Annotated in this window: 15 protein-coding genes; 2 read left to right on the forward strand and 13 right to left on the reverse strand. The window is 67.3% G+C overall.

The genetic code is table 11. From position 1 onward, the window contains the following. Positions 1–77: 77 nt before the first annotated feature. Together F6X38_RS02755 and F6X38_RS02760 are read left to right on the forward strand one after the other, a co-directional pair. The gene (locus F6X38_RS02755; RefSeq protein ID WP_150968346.1) at positions 78–1301 is read left to right on the forward strand and encodes a bifunctional 2-C-methyl-D-erythritol 4-phosphate cytidylyltransferase/2-C-methyl-D-erythritol 2,4-cyclodiphosphate synthase; all 1224 of its coding nucleotides are present in this window, start codon (positions 78–80) and stop codon (positions 1299–1301) included. Further along, entirely contained in the window at positions 1298–1810 is a 513-nt protein-coding gene (locus F6X38_RS02760; protein WP_150968024.1) for a CinA family protein, read from the forward strand. Before F6X38_RS02755 ends, F6X38_RS02760 begins: the two co-directional genes overlap by 4 nt. Here F6X38_RS02760 and F6X38_RS02765 read toward each other — a convergent pair. From F6X38_RS02765 to secG, 13 genes are all read right to left on the reverse strand, one after another. After that, positions 1783–2247: a type II toxin-antitoxin system RatA family toxin gene (locus F6X38_RS02765; protein WP_150968025.1), complete on the reverse strand. Its 465-nt coding sequence runs from the start codon at positions 2245–2247 to the stop codon at positions 1783–1785. The two genes, F6X38_RS02760 and F6X38_RS02765, sit on opposite strands and share 28 nt — an antisense overlap. Before the next feature lie 68 nt (positions 2248–2315). Next, a complete protein-coding gene (gene lipA, locus F6X38_RS02770; protein WP_150968026.1) occupies positions 2316–3287 on the reverse strand; it encodes a lipoyl synthase in 972 nt (323 codons plus the stop codon). Between the two features lie 93 nt (positions 3288–3380). Then, entirely contained in the window at positions 3381–3650 is a 270-nt protein-coding gene (locus tag F6X38_RS02775; protein ID WP_150968027.1) for a GlsB/YeaQ/YmgE family stress response membrane protein, read from the reverse strand. 108 nt (positions 3651–3758) lie between these two features. Then, entirely contained in the window at positions 3759–5210 is a 1452-nt protein-coding gene (gene lpdA / locus F6X38_RS02780) for a dihydrolipoyl dehydrogenase (protein WP_150968028.1), read from the reverse strand. Between the two features lie 39 nt (positions 5211–5249). Beyond that, on the reverse strand, positions 5250–5894 hold the full coding sequence (locus F6X38_RS02785; protein ID WP_150968029.1) for an SGNH/GDSL hydrolase family protein: 645 nt from the start codon (positions 5892–5894) through the stop codon (positions 5250–5252). Positions 5895–5904: 10 nt separating this feature from the next. Further along, a complete protein-coding gene (locus F6X38_RS02790; RefSeq protein WP_150968030.1) occupies positions 5905–7341 on the reverse strand; it encodes a pyruvate dehydrogenase complex dihydrolipoamide acetyltransferase in 1437 nt (478 codons plus the stop codon). An 81-nt stretch (positions 7342–7422) separates the two neighbouring features. Next, complete coding sequence (locus F6X38_RS02795) at positions 7423–8874, reverse strand: pyruvate dehydrogenase complex E1 component subunit beta (RefSeq protein ID WP_150968031.1); 1452 nt, start codon at positions 8872–8874, stop codon at positions 7423–7425. 16 nt (positions 8875–8890) lie between these two features. Next, on the reverse strand, positions 8891–9976 hold the full coding sequence (pdhA, locus tag F6X38_RS02800) for a pyruvate dehydrogenase (acetyl-transferring) E1 component subunit alpha (protein ID WP_150968032.1): 1086 nt from the start codon (positions 9974–9976) through the stop codon (positions 8891–8893). 153 nt (positions 9977–10129) lie between these two features. Next, positions 10130–10450, reverse strand: coding sequence for an FtsB family cell division protein (locus F6X38_RS02805; RefSeq protein ID WP_246191166.1), 321 nt, complete (start codon positions 10448–10450; stop codon positions 10130–10132). A 140-nt stretch (positions 10451–10590) separates the two neighbouring features. Beyond that, positions 10591–11865: a phosphopyruvate hydratase gene (eno, locus tag F6X38_RS02810; RefSeq protein WP_150968033.1), complete on the reverse strand. Its 1275-nt coding sequence runs from the start codon at positions 11863–11865 to the stop codon at positions 10591–10593. Positions 11866–11969: 104 nt separating this feature from the next. After that, positions 11970–12860: a VOC family protein gene (locus tag F6X38_RS02815; protein ID WP_150968034.1), complete on the reverse strand. Its 891-nt coding sequence runs from the start codon at positions 12858–12860 to the stop codon at positions 11970–11972. Then, positions 12857–14485, reverse strand: coding sequence for a CTP synthase (gene pyrG / locus F6X38_RS02820; RefSeq protein WP_150968035.1), 1629 nt, complete (start codon positions 14483–14485; stop codon positions 12857–12859). The genes F6X38_RS02815 and pyrG overlap by 4 nt, the downstream gene beginning before the upstream one ends. A 112-nt stretch (positions 14486–14597) precedes the next feature. After that, positions 14598–15212, reverse strand: a complete 615-nt coding sequence (gene secG, locus F6X38_RS02825; protein ID WP_150968036.1) for a preprotein translocase subunit SecG — start codon at positions 15210–15212, stop codon at positions 14598–14600. Between the last annotated feature and the right edge of the window lie 103 nt (positions 15213–15315).

The following is a 15315-nucleotide window of genomic DNA, read 5'->3' on the forward strand; positions in this document are numbered from 1 at the left end:
GAAATCTACCGGCGACTGCACAAAAGACAAGCACGTTCGCTTGCGTGGCAGCTATGCATGTGGTCCATGCCGACGCGATGACAGTCGAGCGCTCCAACATCCTTGCCAAACAGGCTGGTCGGGTCGGCGTGGTCATCGTCGCGGCCGGCCAGGGATCGCGTGCGGGCGGTGACGCAGCCGTACCGAAACAGTTCCGATCGATCGGCGGACGCACGGTGCTGGAGCGAGCCATCGCCTGCTTCGAGGTGCTGGAGGAAGTCGCGGCCGTCGTGGTGGTGGTCGGCGAGGCGGATATTCCACGCGCCCGAGAGATGCGGATGTCGTCCGCCGATCTACGCTTCGTCGCAGGCGGCCCGACGCGGCAGCGTTCCGTCCGCGCCGGTCTCGAAGCGCTCGGCGACGATCCGCCGGCGATCGTGCTCATCCATGACGCAGCCCGCCCCTTCGCCGATGCCGATATGATTCGCCGCGTCATCGCCGGCGTCGAGCCGGACGTCGGCGCGCTGCCTGCCGTCGCCGTCAGCGATACGCTGAAGCGTGTGGGCGCGGATCGGCTGGTGGAAGCGACGGTCGACCGCTCCCGCATCCACGCCGCCCAGACCCCGCAGGGTTTCGCCTATGCCGCGATCTGCGCGGCCCATGCCGACGCAGCCGACGCCGGCCTGCATGATTGCACAGACGACACCGCCGTCCTCGAATGGCACGGCGGCCGCACGAAGCTGGTCGAGGGCTCGACCGACAACATCAAGCTCACCTTCCCCGCCGACTTCGAGCGGGCGGAGGCGATGCTGGCGAGAGGCGACCGCATGATCGATGTGCGAACCGGCAACGGCTACGACGTGCACCGGCTGGTCGAGGGCACGCATGTCACCCTGTGCGGCGTCCGGATCGCGCACGACCAGGCGCTGTCCGGCCATTCGGATGCCGATGTCGGCCTACACGCGCTGACCGACGCCCTGCTCGCGACCTGCGGCGAAGGCGATATCGGCGTGCATTTCCCACCGAGCGACGAGCGCTGGCGCGGGGCGGCCTCGCACATCTTCGTGCGACACGCGGTCGATCTGGTTCGTCGGCACGGCGGCACGATCTGCAATGTCGACGTGACGCTGATCGCCGAGGCCCCGAAGATCCTGCCGCACCGGGATGCGATGTGCGCGGCGCTGTCGGAGATGACGGGCCTCGACCGCCGCCGCGTGTCGGTGAAGGCCACCACCAACGAGACCATCGGTTTCGTCGGACGGCGCGAGGGTATCGCCGCCATCGCCACCGCCAGCGTCAGTTACGCCGAGCACCCCGAGTGATTGACGAACGCGAACTCAATCGGCGCGCCGCACGGATCGTCGCGACTTACGCGGCAAGCGGGATGACGATCGCCACCGCCGAATCCTGCACCGGTGGAATGATCGCGGCGCAGTTGACGAACGTCGCTGGATCCTCCGCCGTGCTGGACCGCGGCTTCGTGACTTACTCCAACGCGGCGAAGACCGAGCTTCTGGGCGTTCCGGCCGATCTCATCGACCGGATCGGAGCAGTTTCCAAAGGCGTCGCGCAGGCCATGGCGGAGGGCGCCCTCGCCTCGGCACGAACCACGGTCGCGGTCGCGGTCACCGGCATCGCCGGGCCCGGCGGCGGCAGCGAGACGAAACCTGTCGGTCTCGTGCATTTCGCACTGGCGCGAGCGGACGGTACGCGGCACGAGGTCTGCCGCTTCGGCCCGCTCTCGCGGGAGGAGATCCGCCGTCTCAGCGTCGCGACCGCCTTCGACCTCCTCGAGGAGGCGGCTCAGGCCGGGGATGCCGGCACGCCGTAGATCTGGTCGGCGCGGGTCTCGAACGCCTGAGCAAACCGGCGGAAGGCGTAGTCGAACATCGATCCCATCAGGAGGCCGAGCGTGCGACTCTTGAACTCGTAGTCGATGAAGAACCGGACGTTCGTCCCGCCGTCGTCCTTCGGCTCGAAGGTCCAGCGGTTGTCGAGGTAGCGGAACGGTCCCTCGATATACTTCACGTCGATCTGGCGCTCGCTCGGCCGCAGCAGCACCTGCGAGGCGAAGGTCTCGCGCACCAGCTTGTAGGCCACCGTCATGTCGGCGACGAGAAGCTGCTTGTCGCCGCGTTCCTCTCGCGTGCGGATGCGCAGGCGCTCGCAGAGCGGCAGGAACTCAGGGTAACTCTCGACATCCGCCACGAGGTCGAACATCCGCTCCGGGCTATGCTTGACGGGGCGAACCGTCTCAAACTTCGGCATCTGATTCCGTTCGCTTCCTTGAACGGAAGGCAGCTAGCGTCGCAGGGACCGCCTTGCAACGCCCATCGTCACGCGGCGGAACGGCGCGCCATGCGCGCGGCCTGCAGCTTGGCGAAGTCCTCGCCCGCGTGGTGCGAGGAGCGGGTCAGCGGACTGGCGGACACCAGCAGGAAGCCCTTCGAATAGGCGACGGTCTCGTAGGACTTGAACTCCTCCGGCGTGACGTAGCTCATCACGGCGTGATGCTTCTTCGTCGGCTGCAGGTATTGGCCGATGGTCATGAAGTCGACGTCTGCCGTCCGCAGATCGTCCATGAGCTGCAGCACTTCGTTCCGCTTCTCGCCGAGGCCGACCATGATGCCGGACTTGGTGAACATGGTCGGATCGAGTTCCTTCACCCGCTGCAGGAGCCGGATCGAGTGGAAGTACCGCGCGCCTGGCCGCACCGTCAGATAGTTCGATGCCACCGTTTCGAGATTGTGGTTGAAGACATCCGGCTTCGCCGCGACAACCACTTCCAGCGCGCCCGGCTTCTTCAGGAAGTCCGGCGTCAGCACCTCGATCGTCGTGCCGGGTGCCGCCGCGCGGATCGCCCTGATCGTCTCGGCGAAATGCTCGGCCCCGCCGTCGGCGAGGTCGTCGCGGTCGACCGAGGTGATCACCACATGGCTGAGGCCCATCGAGGCCACCGCGCGCGCCACGCTCACCGGTTCGCTCGTCGCGAGCGGCTGCGGGCGGCCCGTCGCGACGTTGCAGAAGGCGCAGGCCCTGGTGCACACGCCGCCCATGATCATGAACGTCGCGTGCTTTTTCTCCCAGCAGCCGCCGATGTTCGGGCAGCCGGCCTCCTCGCAGACCGTGACGAGCTTGTTGGAGCGCACGATCTCGCGCGTTTCCTCGTAGCCCCGCGAGACCGGCGCGCGGACCCGGATCCAGTCCGGCTTCGGCAGGCTCGGATTGTCCGGGCGGTGCGCCTTCTCCGGATGGCGCGGCCGGGGAGCCGCCGGCTGCTCGCTGCGGGTGTCGAGGACTGTAACCATTCCGGAGATTTAAGCGGGTGAGGCAAACAGCGCAACGGAAACGAAAACGCCGCCCCGAAGGGCGGCGCTGGTTCGTCCGACTTGTGCGTACGTTCAGACGCTGCGTCGGCCGCGGAACATCCGCGCGATGGCGATCAGCAGGCAGGCGCCGATGAAGCCGGTGATCAGGTAGGCGATCCAGCCGGCGCCGATCAGGCCCGGCGCCACCGCCGCGAGGATGGCGTTCAGCACCACCGCGCCGACGATGCCGAGGATGATGTTCATGAGGACGCCCATGTCGGACTTCATGAACTGCTCGGCCAACCATCCGGCGATACCGCCGATGATGATCGCCCCGATCCAGCCAACGCCATTCGTATTCATTCTGCCACTCCAAGCAGGAACTTCGTTGGCAGAGGAAATTGGTCGCGCGGCGAGCGCGACAAGATGACCGGCGCGAAAATGCTCACTGCGGAGCCGCCGGAACGGCAGTTACATGTGGATAACGCGCCCGTAGGCATCGAGCACGCTCTCATGCATCGTTTCCGACAGCGTCGGGTGCGGGAAGACCGCGTGCATCAGGTCTTCCTCCGTCGTCTCCAGTCCCATCGCGATCACGAATCCCTGGATCAGTTCGGTCACCTCCGCGCCGACGAGATGCGCGCCCAGGAGTTCGCCAGTCTTCGCGTCGAAGATCGTCTTCACCAACCCTTCCGGCTCGCCGAGCGCGATCGCCTTGCCGTTGCCGATGAAGCGGAAGCGCCCGACCTTGATCTCGCGGCCCGATTCCTTCGCCTTCGCTTCCGTCAGTCCGACCGAGGCCACCTGCGGCTGGCAGTAGGTGCAGCCCGGGATACGGTCCTTGCGCATCGGATGCACGTCGAGCCCCTTGATCGCCTCGACGCAGATGACGCCCTCGTGCTCCGCCTTGTGCGCCAGCATCGGCGGCCCGGCGACGTCGCCGATCGCGTAGATGCCGGGCACCTTGGTGCGGCCGAGACCGTCCGTCTTGACGATGCCGCGCTCGACCTCGACGCCGACGCCTTCGAGGTTGAGGTTCTCGGAATTCCCCTGCACGCCGACCGCCGAGATCAGCCGCTCGGCCTTCAGCGTCTCGGTCTTGCCCTTCGTTTCGACCTCGACGGAAACACCGTCGCCGCCCTTCGTGACCTTTGCCACCTTGGCGTCGGTCATGAAGCGGATGCCGAGCTTTTCGAGCTGCTTGCGCGCGACGGCCGCCACCTCCGCATCCTCGACCGGGAGGATCTGCGGCAGGAGCTCGACCACCGTCACCTCGGCGCCCATCGTGCGGTAGAAGGAGGCGAACTCGATGCCGATGGCGCCGGAGCCCATCACCACCAGCGACTTCGGCATGGCCGCCGGCTTCATCGCCTCGAAATAGGTCCAGATGCGGTCGCCGTCGGGCTCGATGCCCGGCAGCACGCGCGGCCGCGCGCCGGTGGCGATGATGACGTGCTTCGCCGAGTAGCGCCCTTCCCCGAGCGGCGTCTTCGGCACCGGGTTCTGAGGCTCGACCGGCGGCTTCTTCATCTTCGCGACCGAAACCTCGACCGGCCCGTCGCCGCCTGCCTTCTCGATGCGGGCCTCGCCCCAGATCACGTCGACCTTGTTCTTTTTCAGCAACATGCCGACGCCGCCGTTGAGCTGCGCCGAGACGCCGCGCGAGCGCTTCACCACGTCGGCGATATCGAATTCCGGCTGCGGGATCTTCAGACCGTAGTTCTTCGAGTGCTCGGCGTAGTGGTAGATTTCCGCCGTGCGCAACAGTGCCTTGGTCGGGATGCAACCCCAGTTGAGGCAGATGCCGCCGAGATGCTCGCGCTCGACCAGGGCAGTCTTGAAGCCGAGCTGCGCGGCGCGGATCGCCGTGACGTAGCCGCCCGGACCGCTGCCGATGATGAGGACGTCGTAGGTATCGGCCATGTCAGCCAAAAGCCTTTCCGCGCTGCGCCGCGCCCTGAATTAGCCGCGCTCGAAGATCTGCCGCACCGGCTCGACCAGCGCCTCTCCGAGGCGCCTGGTGTTCTCGGCATCGAGATGGAAGCCGTCGATCGACGTCACCTCGCACACCTCGCCGGCATTGAAGACGTCGCAGCCGTATTCCTCGGCGACGACGGCGTAGGCGTCGGCCAGGCGCTGCGACTCCTCGATGGCGTGACCGAGCAGCAGCGTCGTGTCCTCGTCCTCGACCGCGACGAAGGTCGGCGGCGCGACGATGAGGATCTTCGGGACGTCGTAGACGCGCAGATACGGGAAGGTCTGCACGATCTCGACCAGCCGCTCCATGCCGAGCCGGGCCTCGAAGGCGCGGCCGCCGCCGGTGTGGCGCTTCATGTCGTTGGTGCCGAGCATGATGACGATCAGATCGATCGGCTGGTGCGTGCCGAGGGCGACCGGCAGGGTGCGGGCGCCGTTCCGGTCGGAATACGCACCATGATCGTCGAACATCGTCGTCCGACCGTTCAGGCCTTCTGGGATGACACTATAATCGTCCCCCAGCCCCTTCTGCAGCACGGTCGGCCAGCGCACGTCGTAGGGATGCCGCCCGGCCGAGGCCGCGTCGTAGCCCCAGGTCAGCGAGTCGCCGTAGCAGAGAACGGTCTTCATGTGATGCTCCTCAGACGAGCATGCCCATCGGGTTCTCGATGAAGCCCTTGAAGGCCTGCAGCAGCTCCGCGCCGAGCGCGCCGTCGACCGCCCGGTGATCGGTGGAGAGCGTCACGGACATCACGGTCGCGACCACCACCGCGCCGTTCTTCACCACCGCGCGCTGCTCCCCTGCCCCGACCGCGAGGATCGTCGCGTGCGGCGGGTTGATGACCGCCGCGAAATCGCGGATGCCGAACATGCCGAGATTCGAGATGGCGGTCGTGCCGCCTTGGTACTCCTCGGGCTTCAGCTTGCGCGAGCGTGCCCGCTTGGCGAGGTCCTTCATCTCGTTCGAGATGGTCGAAAGCGTCTTCTGGTCGGCTTTCCGCACGATCGGCGTGATGAGGCCGCCGTCGATCGACACGGCGACGCCGACATCGACGGACTTGTGCTTCAGCATCGCGCCCTCGGTCCACGAGACGTTGGCCTCCGGCACCGCGTTCAGCGCCTTGGCCATCGCCTTGATGACCATGTCGTTGACCGACAGCTTGTAGGCCGGTTTGTCGCCGGCATCCGTCTTCACGAGCGGCGAGGCGGCATTGAGCTGCGAGCGCAGCGCCAGCAGCGCGTCGAGTTCGCAGTCGACCGTCAGGTAGAAGTGCGGAATCGTCGTCTTCGCTTCCACGAGGCGGCGCGCGATGGTCTTGCGCATGCCGTCGTGCGGCACCTTCTCGTAGGAGCCTTCCGCGAAGAGCTTGAGGATCTGGGCGTCGCTTTGGGCCTTCGGCTGGACGGGTGCCGATGCGGCTTCGGCCGCCGGCGCGGGTTTCGGGGTGTCCGGCGTGGCGGCGGCCGTTGCCGGCTTCGCGCCGCCCTTCGCCGCGCCTTCGAGGTCGGCCTTCACGATCCTGCCGTGCGGCCCGGAACCGGTGACGCCCGACAGGTCGATGCCCTGTTCCTTCGCCAGCCGCCGCGCCAGCGGCGAGGCGAAGACGCGGCTCTGCACTTCTCCGGCCGAACCACCCTGCCCGGCCGCGCGCGGCGCCTCGCCGTTCGGCCGCCCGATCGCCGCCGTCTCGTCCGCCTTGGCGTAGCCCTGCCGCTCGGGGTCCTTCGCGTCGTCAAGCGTGCCGACCACGGCATCGTCGGCGCGGGCGTTCTCGTTGGCCGGCGTGCCGCCCGCCGTCGGCTTCGGCTCAGCCGATGCGCTGCCGGCGTCCTCGCCTTCGCCGGCCAGGATCGCGATCACGGCGTTCACTTTCACGCCTTCCGTGCCGGCCGGCACGACGATCTTCGCGACCTTGCCCTCGTCGACGGCCTCGACCTCCATCGTCGCCTTGTCGGTCTCGATCTCGGCGATCACGTCGCCGGCCGAAACCTGATCGCCCTCCTTCACCAGCCACTTGGCGAGGTTGCCCTCTTCCATGGTGGGCGAGAGCGCCGGCATCGTCACGTTGATGGGCATCTGGCGATCTCCATGAAAGAGCGTCGATCGGCTCTTCGCGAATGCAAGCGATAGGAAGGCGGCAGGCTCCTGCCACCCGCGTCAGCTTCGGTAGCAGACCGCCTTCACGGCATCGATCACTTCCTTGACCGAAGGCAGCGCGAGCTTCTCGAGGTTGGCTGCGTAGGGCATCGGCACGTCCTTGCCGGTGATCTTCAGCACCGGCGCGTCGAGATGGTCGAAGGCCTGCACCATCAGTTCGGACGCGATATGCGAGCCGACCGAGCCCTGCGGCCAGCCCTCCTCCACCGTCACGCAGCGGTTCGTCTTCTTCACCGAGCGGATCACCGTGTCGAGATCGATCGGGCGGATCGTCCGAAGATCGACGATCTCGGCCTCGATCCCCTCCTTCGCGAGTTCCTCGGCCGCCTTCACGGCGTAGGTCATGCCGATGCCGAACGAGACGAGCGTCACGTCCTTGCCCTTGCGGTGGATGCGCGCCTTGCCGATCGGGACGAGCCAGTCGTCGACCTTCGGCACCTCGAACGACTGGCCGTAGAGGATCTCGTTCTCCAGGAACACGACCGGATTCGGATCGCGGATCGCGGACTTCAAGAGGCCCTTCGCGTCGGCCGCCGTGAACGGCATCACCACCTTGAGGCCGGGGATGTGGCCGTACCAGGCGGCATAGTCCTGGCTGTGCTGCGCCGCGACGCGGGCCGCCGCGCCGTTCGGGCCGCGGAACACGATCGGGCAGCCCATCTGGCCGCCGGCCATGTAAAGGGTCTTCGCCGCCGAGTTGATGATCTGGTCGATTGCCTGCATGGCGAAGTTGAAGGTCATGAACTCGACGATCGGCTTCAAGCCGCCAAAGGCCGCGCCGACGCCGAGGCCGGCGAAGCCGTGCTCGGTGATCGGCGTATCGACCACGCGGCGCGCGCCGAACTCCTCCAGCAGCCCCTGGCTGATCTTGTAGGCGCCCTGATACTCGGCGACTTCCTCGCCCATCAGGAACACGCGGTCGTCGCGCCGCATCTCCTCGGCCATCGCGTCGCGTAAGGCCTCACGGACGGTCGTGGTGACCATCTCCGCGCCTTCCGGCACTTCCGGCAGGTCGCCGTCCACGTCCTCCGGCTCGGGATGCTTCATGCCTTCGGCGGGAACCGTCTTCGGCCCGGCCGTGCCCTCCGACGTCGCCTTCTCACCGGCGAAATCCTCGGTCTTCGCCGGCGCAGCCGGCTTCTCCTCGGCCGGTTTCGCCGCACCGACCCCGCCGGACGACGCCGCACCGTTCAGCGCCGCCTTGTCCTCGCCCTCGGCGAGCAGGATCGCGATCGGCGCGTTGACCTTCACGCCCTCGGTGCCGGCCTGGACGAGAATCTTGCCGAGCGTGCCCTCGTCGACGGCTTCGACCTCCATCGTCGCCTTATCGGTCTCGATCTCGGCGATCACGTCGCCGGCCGAGACCGTGTCACCCTCGTTCTTCACCCATTTCGACAGCGTGCCCTCCTCCATGGTCGGAGACAGGGCGGGCATCAGGATCTCGGTCGGCATCTCGCGCTCTCCCGCCTTACTCGGCCGCCTGCGGCACGTCGTCGGCGTAAATGTCCGTCCAGAGCTCGGAAACGTCCGGCTCGCGATCGTTCTGCGCGAAGTCGGCCGCATCCGCCACCGTGTCGCGCACGTCCTTGTCGATCGCCTTCAGGTCGCCTTCAGACACGCCGAAATCGTTGATCAAACGGCTGCGCACCTTCTCGATCGGGTCGTTCTCGGCGCGCATCCGCTGCACCTCGTCGCGAGAGCGGTACTTGGCGGGATCGGACATCGAGTGGCCGCGATAGCGGTAGGTCATCATCTCCAGGATCATCGGACCCTTGCCGTCCCGGCAATGCGCCAGCGCCAGATCGCCGGCCGCCTTCACGGCCCGCACGTCCATGCCGTCGACCTGGATGCCCGGCACCTTGAAGGAGATGCCGCGGTGGGCGAAGTTCGTCTCGGCCGAAGCGCGGTTCACCGCCGTGCCCATGGCGTAACGGTTGTTCTCGATCACGTAGACGGCCGGCAGCTTCCACAGCGAGGCCATGTTGAAGGCCTCGTAGACCTGCCCCTGGTTCGCCGCGCCGTCGCCGAAATAGGTGATGGAAACGGACTTGTCGTCGCGATAGCGGTTGGCGAAGGCGAGGCCGGTGCCGATCGGCACCTGCGCGCCGACGATGCCATGGCCGCCGTAGAAGGCCTTCTCCTTCGAGAACATGTGCATCGAGCCGCCCTTGCCTTTGGAGTAGCCTCCGCGGCGGCCGGTGAGCTCGGCCATCACGCCGCGCGACTCCATGCCGGTGGCGAGCATGTGGCCGTGGTCGCGATAGCCGGTAACGACCTGATCGCCCTCCCGCATCGCCATCTGCATGCCGACGACCACGGCCTCCTGGCCGATGTAGAGGTGGCAGAAGCCGCCGATGAAGCCCATGCCGTAGAGCTGGCCGGCCTTCTCCTCGAAGCGGCGGATCAGCAGCATGTCGCGGTAGGCGCGAAGGTCGTCGTCCTTCGAGAAGGACTGCGGCGCCGGAGCCTCGAACTGCTCCAGCGTGCGGACGATCTCGGATGCCGTCGGAGCCGTCTCGGCCTGGGGGGCTTTCTTCTGTCTGGTCGCGGCCATCGCGCCTCTCCGTGTCGCCCTCGCATCCAGAACAGGATGCATTTAGCGCGCGAATATAGCCATGGCGGATGCGGCCGCAAGCGCGACCGGAAGTTTCAACCTACGTTCGGTTCAATTGTTGCGATGCAGTAGAATGAACTATATCCCGGTTCACTACCGTAGGATGACGACCTCGTCGGCCGTCGAGTAGTTCAGCGCCTGTCGCGCGCGCTCGTCGATCATGTCGCGGTCGAGCGTCCCGTCGTGAAGAAGCTGCACGCGCTGCTCCAACCGCTCCCGCTGCTTGCGCAGCTTTTCGTATGCACCCTGCGAGTTCGCAAGCGTCTGGACGAGCTGCTGCTTGGCTTCGAGGCCGTAGCGTCCGCTCTGCGCATGGATCGCGAAATAGGCGAGGAAGCTGCAGGTCACCGCCGGCACGATGAGCTTGGCGAGCTTCGACTTGCGATACTGCCTGGTGAGCATGAGTTTTGCCATTTGGCAAACATCGCACCGCGGCTTTAACGGGCGGTTAAGCCTGCCTGCGCTTGGCGCGCATACGCTTTGGTCACGCGCTGCGAGGATCGTCGTCCCAAGTCGGACCTGGGACGACGAGCGAAGGCGGTGAAAGCCGCCGATCAGCGCCGCAGGATCGAGCGGCCGGCGTAGACGGCCTGGTCGCCGAGTTCCTGCTCGATGCGCAGGAGCTGGTTGTACTTCGCCAGCCGGTCCGAGCGCGACAGCGAGCCGGTCTTGATCTGCCCGCAGTTCGTCGCGACCGCGAGGTCGGCGATGGTCGAGTCTTCCGTCTCACCCGAGCGGTGCGACATGACGGCGGTGTAGCCGGCGCGGTTCGCGACGCTGACGGCGTCGAGCGTCTCCGACAGCGAGCCGATCTGGTTGACCTTCACGAGGATCGAGTTCGCGACGCCCTTCTCGATGCCCTCGCGCAGGCGCTTCGAATTGGTGACGAACAGATCGTCGCCGACGAGCTGCAGCTTGCCGGCCGCCTTGTCGGTCAGCACCTTCCAGCCGTTCCAGTCGTCCTCCGCCATGCCGTCCTCGATGGAGACGATCGGGTAGCTGTTCGAGAGCTCGATCAGGTAGTTCGCCATGTCCTCGGATGAGAGCTTGCGGCCCTCGCCTTCGAGGTCGTAGGCGCCGCCCTTGAAGAACTCGGTCGAGGCGCAGTCGAGCGCGAGGTACACGTCCTCGCCCGGCTTGTAGCCGGCGGACTCGATCGACTTCAGCACGAAATCGAGGGCGTCGCGCGCCGAGCCGAGGTTGGGGGCGAAGCCGCCCTCGTCGCCGACATTGGTGTTGTGGCCAGCGTTCTTCAGGTCCTTGCGCAGCGCATGGAAGATCTCGGCACCGGCGCGCAGCGCTTCGGAGAAGGTCGGCAGGCCGACCGGCATCACCATGAATTCCTGGAAGTCGATCGGGTTGTCGGCATGCGCGCCGCCGTTGATGATGTTCATCATCGGAACGGGAAGAACGTGCGCCGACGCGCCGCCGACATAGCGGTAGAGCGGCAGGCCGCAGGAGTCGGCGGACGCCTTCGCCACCGCCAGCGAGACGCCGAGGATGGCGTTCGCGCCGAGACGCGACTTGTTCTCCGTGCCGTCGAGGTCGCGGAGCATCCGGTCGATGGCGAGCTGGTTCTCGGACTCGACGCCGATCAGCGCCTCCATGATCTCGCCGTTGACGGCCTCGACCGCCTTCGACACGCCCTTGCCGCCGTAGCGCTTGTCGCTGTCGCGCAGCTCCACCGCCTCGTAGGCGCCGGTCGACGCGCCGGAGGGCACGGCGGCGCGGCCCATCGAGCCGTCTTCGAGCACGACGTCGACCTCGACCGTCGGGTTGCCCCGGCTGTCCAGTATCTCCCGTCCGACGATGTCGATGATCGCGGCCATGTCCGTTTCTCCTGTGAGCGCCGAAGTCGCGCCGCTCATAGACGAAGCCGGTGAAGGTTTGAACAGTGCGGCGCGGATTTCCGCCTGGAGGCCGGGACGAAACCCTAGCGGACGGCGGTCTCGAAGGCGAGGAAGGCCGCGCTCGGCTCCGGCATATGCACGACGAGCCGCCCGAGGATGTCCACGGCCTGCAGCCCGGCCGCGGCAGCCAGCGGCCGCACCCGCTCCATGTCGGCCGTCTCCAAAACGAGGCCGACGAAGCGGAGGCCCGCCGCATCGCCTCTCGCCTCGCCGTAACGCGCGGCGAGGCCGTCCGGCCCCAGCACTTCGACCACCGCGTTGCCGATCGTCAGCGAGAAGCCGTACGAGTTCGCCACCACCGCCGAACTGCCGAGCACGGTTTCGAGGAACGGCCGGGTCGCCTCCGGCTCCATCGCCGAATAGACGAGACGCTGAAGCCCGGAGACGCCGTTCGCGTGCGCCGTCAGCGCGCCGCGATCGGGCGCGGCATCGAACAGCCGCTGGCACGAGAACACGAAGGTTTCCGGCGCGTGCCGCTCGCCGGCGAAGGCCAGCCGAAAGCGGAGGTCGCGCGCCTCGCCGTCCGGCGTCTCGAACCGGCGGCCGAACTCCAGGATGTCGCCCGCCTCGAAGCTGGCGGCGCGGAATGCCTGGTTGTCGGCCTCGGCGTCGTCGCTCCGCAGTGCCACGCCGGAAAAGCCGGGGAGCGCGTGGCGCAGCCGATAGGCGACGTCGCGGCGCAGGAACGCGTTGCCCTGCACCGCCTCCGATTCGGCGAGGTCGCGGTCGAGCACCGCCAGCGGCTCGATATAGATGCCGTCGGCGAGGAACACGCAGGCATTGCCGGTGCCGAACGGATGCGCTGCATCGGGCGCCACGGTAAAACCGAGACCTTCGAACAGCGCCCGCGCGGACGCGAGGCCCGCCACCGGCATGACCACATGGTCTACGAAGCGGCCTGCCGACCCGCTCACACCAGCCTCGACTGCTCGACGGAGGCGGCGATGAACGAGCGGAACAGCGGATGCGGCTCGAACGGCCGCGACTTCAGCTCCGGATGATACTGGACGCCGATGAACCAAGGATGGTCGGGCAGCTCGATCGTCTCGGGCAGGAGCCCGTCCGGCGACATGCCGGCGAAATGGAGGCCCGCCTCCTCCAGCCGCTCCTTGTAGGCGCGGTTCACCTCGTAGCGGTGGCGGTGCCGCTCGGTGATCTCGGTGTCGCCGTAGATGTCGGCGATCTTCGAGCCGGCCTTGAGGCTGGCGCGATAGGCGCCGAGCCGCATCGTGCCGCCGAGATCGCCTTCTGCTTTGCGCTGTTCCAGCTCGTTGCCGCGCATCCACTCGGTCATCATGCCGACCAGCGGCTCCTCCGCCGGGCCGAACTCGGTGGACGAGGCGTTTTCGATGCCCGCCAGCGAGCGCGCCGCCTCGATCACCGCCATCTGCATGCCGAAGCAGATACCGAAATACGGCACCTGATGCTCGCGCGCGAACTTCGCCGCGAGGATCTTGCCCTCCGAGCCGCGCTCGCCGAAGCCGCCCGGCACGAGGATGCCATTGACACGCTCCAGATACGGCGCCGGGTCCTCCTGCTCGAAGACCTCCGATTCGATCCAGTCGACGTTGACGCTGACCTTGTTGGCGAGGCCGCCGTGCTGCAGCGCCTCGATCAGCGATTTGTAGGCGTCCTTCAGTCCGGTGTACTTGCCGACCACCGCGATCGTGACCTCGCCTTCGGGGTTGCGCACGCCGTCGACGATCTGCCGCCAGCGGCCGAGCTGCGGCTTCGGCGCAGGATCGATGCCGAAGGCGGCGAGCACCTCCGTGTCGAGCCCTTCCGCGTGATAGGCGATCGGCACGTCGTAGATCGTCTGCACGTCGAGCGCCTGGATGACCGCCGTCTCGCGCACGTTGCAGAAGAGGCTCATCTTCCGCCGTTCCTCCTTCGGGATCGGCCGGTCGGCGCGAACCAAGAGGATGTCCGGCTGGATACCGATCGAGCGCAGTTCCTTCACCGAGTGCTGCGTCGGCTTGGTCTTCAGCTCGCCCGCCGTCGCGATGTAGGGCATCAGCGTCAGGTGGACGTAGATCGCGCCGTTCCTCGGCAGGTCGTTGCCGAGCTGGCGGATCGCCTCCATGAACGGCATCGCCTCGATGTCGCCCGCCGTGCCGCCGACCTCGCACAGCACGAAGTCGTAGTCCTCGTTGCCGTCGAGGATGAACGCCTTGATCGCGTCGGTGACGTGCGGGATCACCTGCACTGTCGCGCCGAGGAAGTCGCCCCGCCGCTCCTTGGCGATGAGGTCCATGTAGATGCGGCCGGTGGTGATGTTGTCCATCCGGTTCGCCGAGCGGCCGGTGAAGCGCTCGTAGTGGCCGAGGTCGAGGTCGGTCTCCGCGCCGTCGTCGGTGACGAAGACCTCGCCGTGCTGCGTCGGGCTCATCGTCCCCGGATCGACGTTCAGGTACGGATCGAGCTTGCGCAGCCGCACGCGGTAGCCGCGGGCCTGCAGCAATGCGCCGAGCGCCGCCGACGCGATGCCCTTGCCGAGAGAGGAGACCACGCCGCCGGTAATGAAGATGTATCGCGCCATGGAGCCTCCCGATATCGGGACGATCGCGATTCCGCCAGTCCCCAAATAGCCGCGCACATGAAAAGGGCGCCCCGACGGGACGCCCTTCGCGATGCTGCCTGCGGCGAAACGCCTACTGCGCCGGGGTCGTCTGCCCGGCCGGAGCCGGTGCGGTCGTCGCAGCGGGAGCCGGCGTCGTCGCGGCCGGCGGGGTCGCCGGCTGCGTGGCGGCAGGCGCGGGTGAAGCGCCGCCCCCGGACGGCTGGGCCGGAGCCGGCGCGTCCATCGTCGGGCCAGTGGTGGCGTTGGGCGACGGCGTGATCGCCGGATCGGCTGTGGCTGGCGTGCCGGCCGGCGTCTGCGTTCCGCCTGCGGCCGGGGCAGCGGGCGACGACGGCATGCCGCCGAGCTGATCGAGGAGGTTGCCCTCCGCCCCGTTGCCGCCGCCGTTCGCGGGCGCGCCGTTGTTACCGGCCGGGGCCGACTGGTTCGCCGGAATGCGGTTCAGGATGTCGGTCGGGCGCGCGCCGTAGCGGGCGGTCAGGCCGAGCGCCAGCGAGGTGATGAAGAAGCCGGCCGCGAGAATCGCCGTGGTGCGGGTCAGGGCGTTCGCCGCGCCGCGGGCCGTCATCAGCCCGCCCCCGCCGCCGCCGATGCCCAGCGCCCCGCCTTCGGAACGCTGCAGCAGAACCACCACGATGAGCGCGAGCACGATCATCAGGTGAATGATGATGAGGATTGTGTCCATCAGGAATTTCAAAAGGAGGATCGAAGTGGCTGCCTCTTATAGGAGGCGTCCGGCAAATCCAAATCCTTTCGCCGCGCCGGCGGATGCTGCGGCGGCACGAGAA

This window comes from Plantimonas leprariae, assembly GCF_008802405.1.
Classification (GTDB): domain Bacteria; phylum Pseudomonadota; class Alphaproteobacteria; order Rhizobiales; family Rhizobiaceae; genus Plantimonas; species Plantimonas leprariae.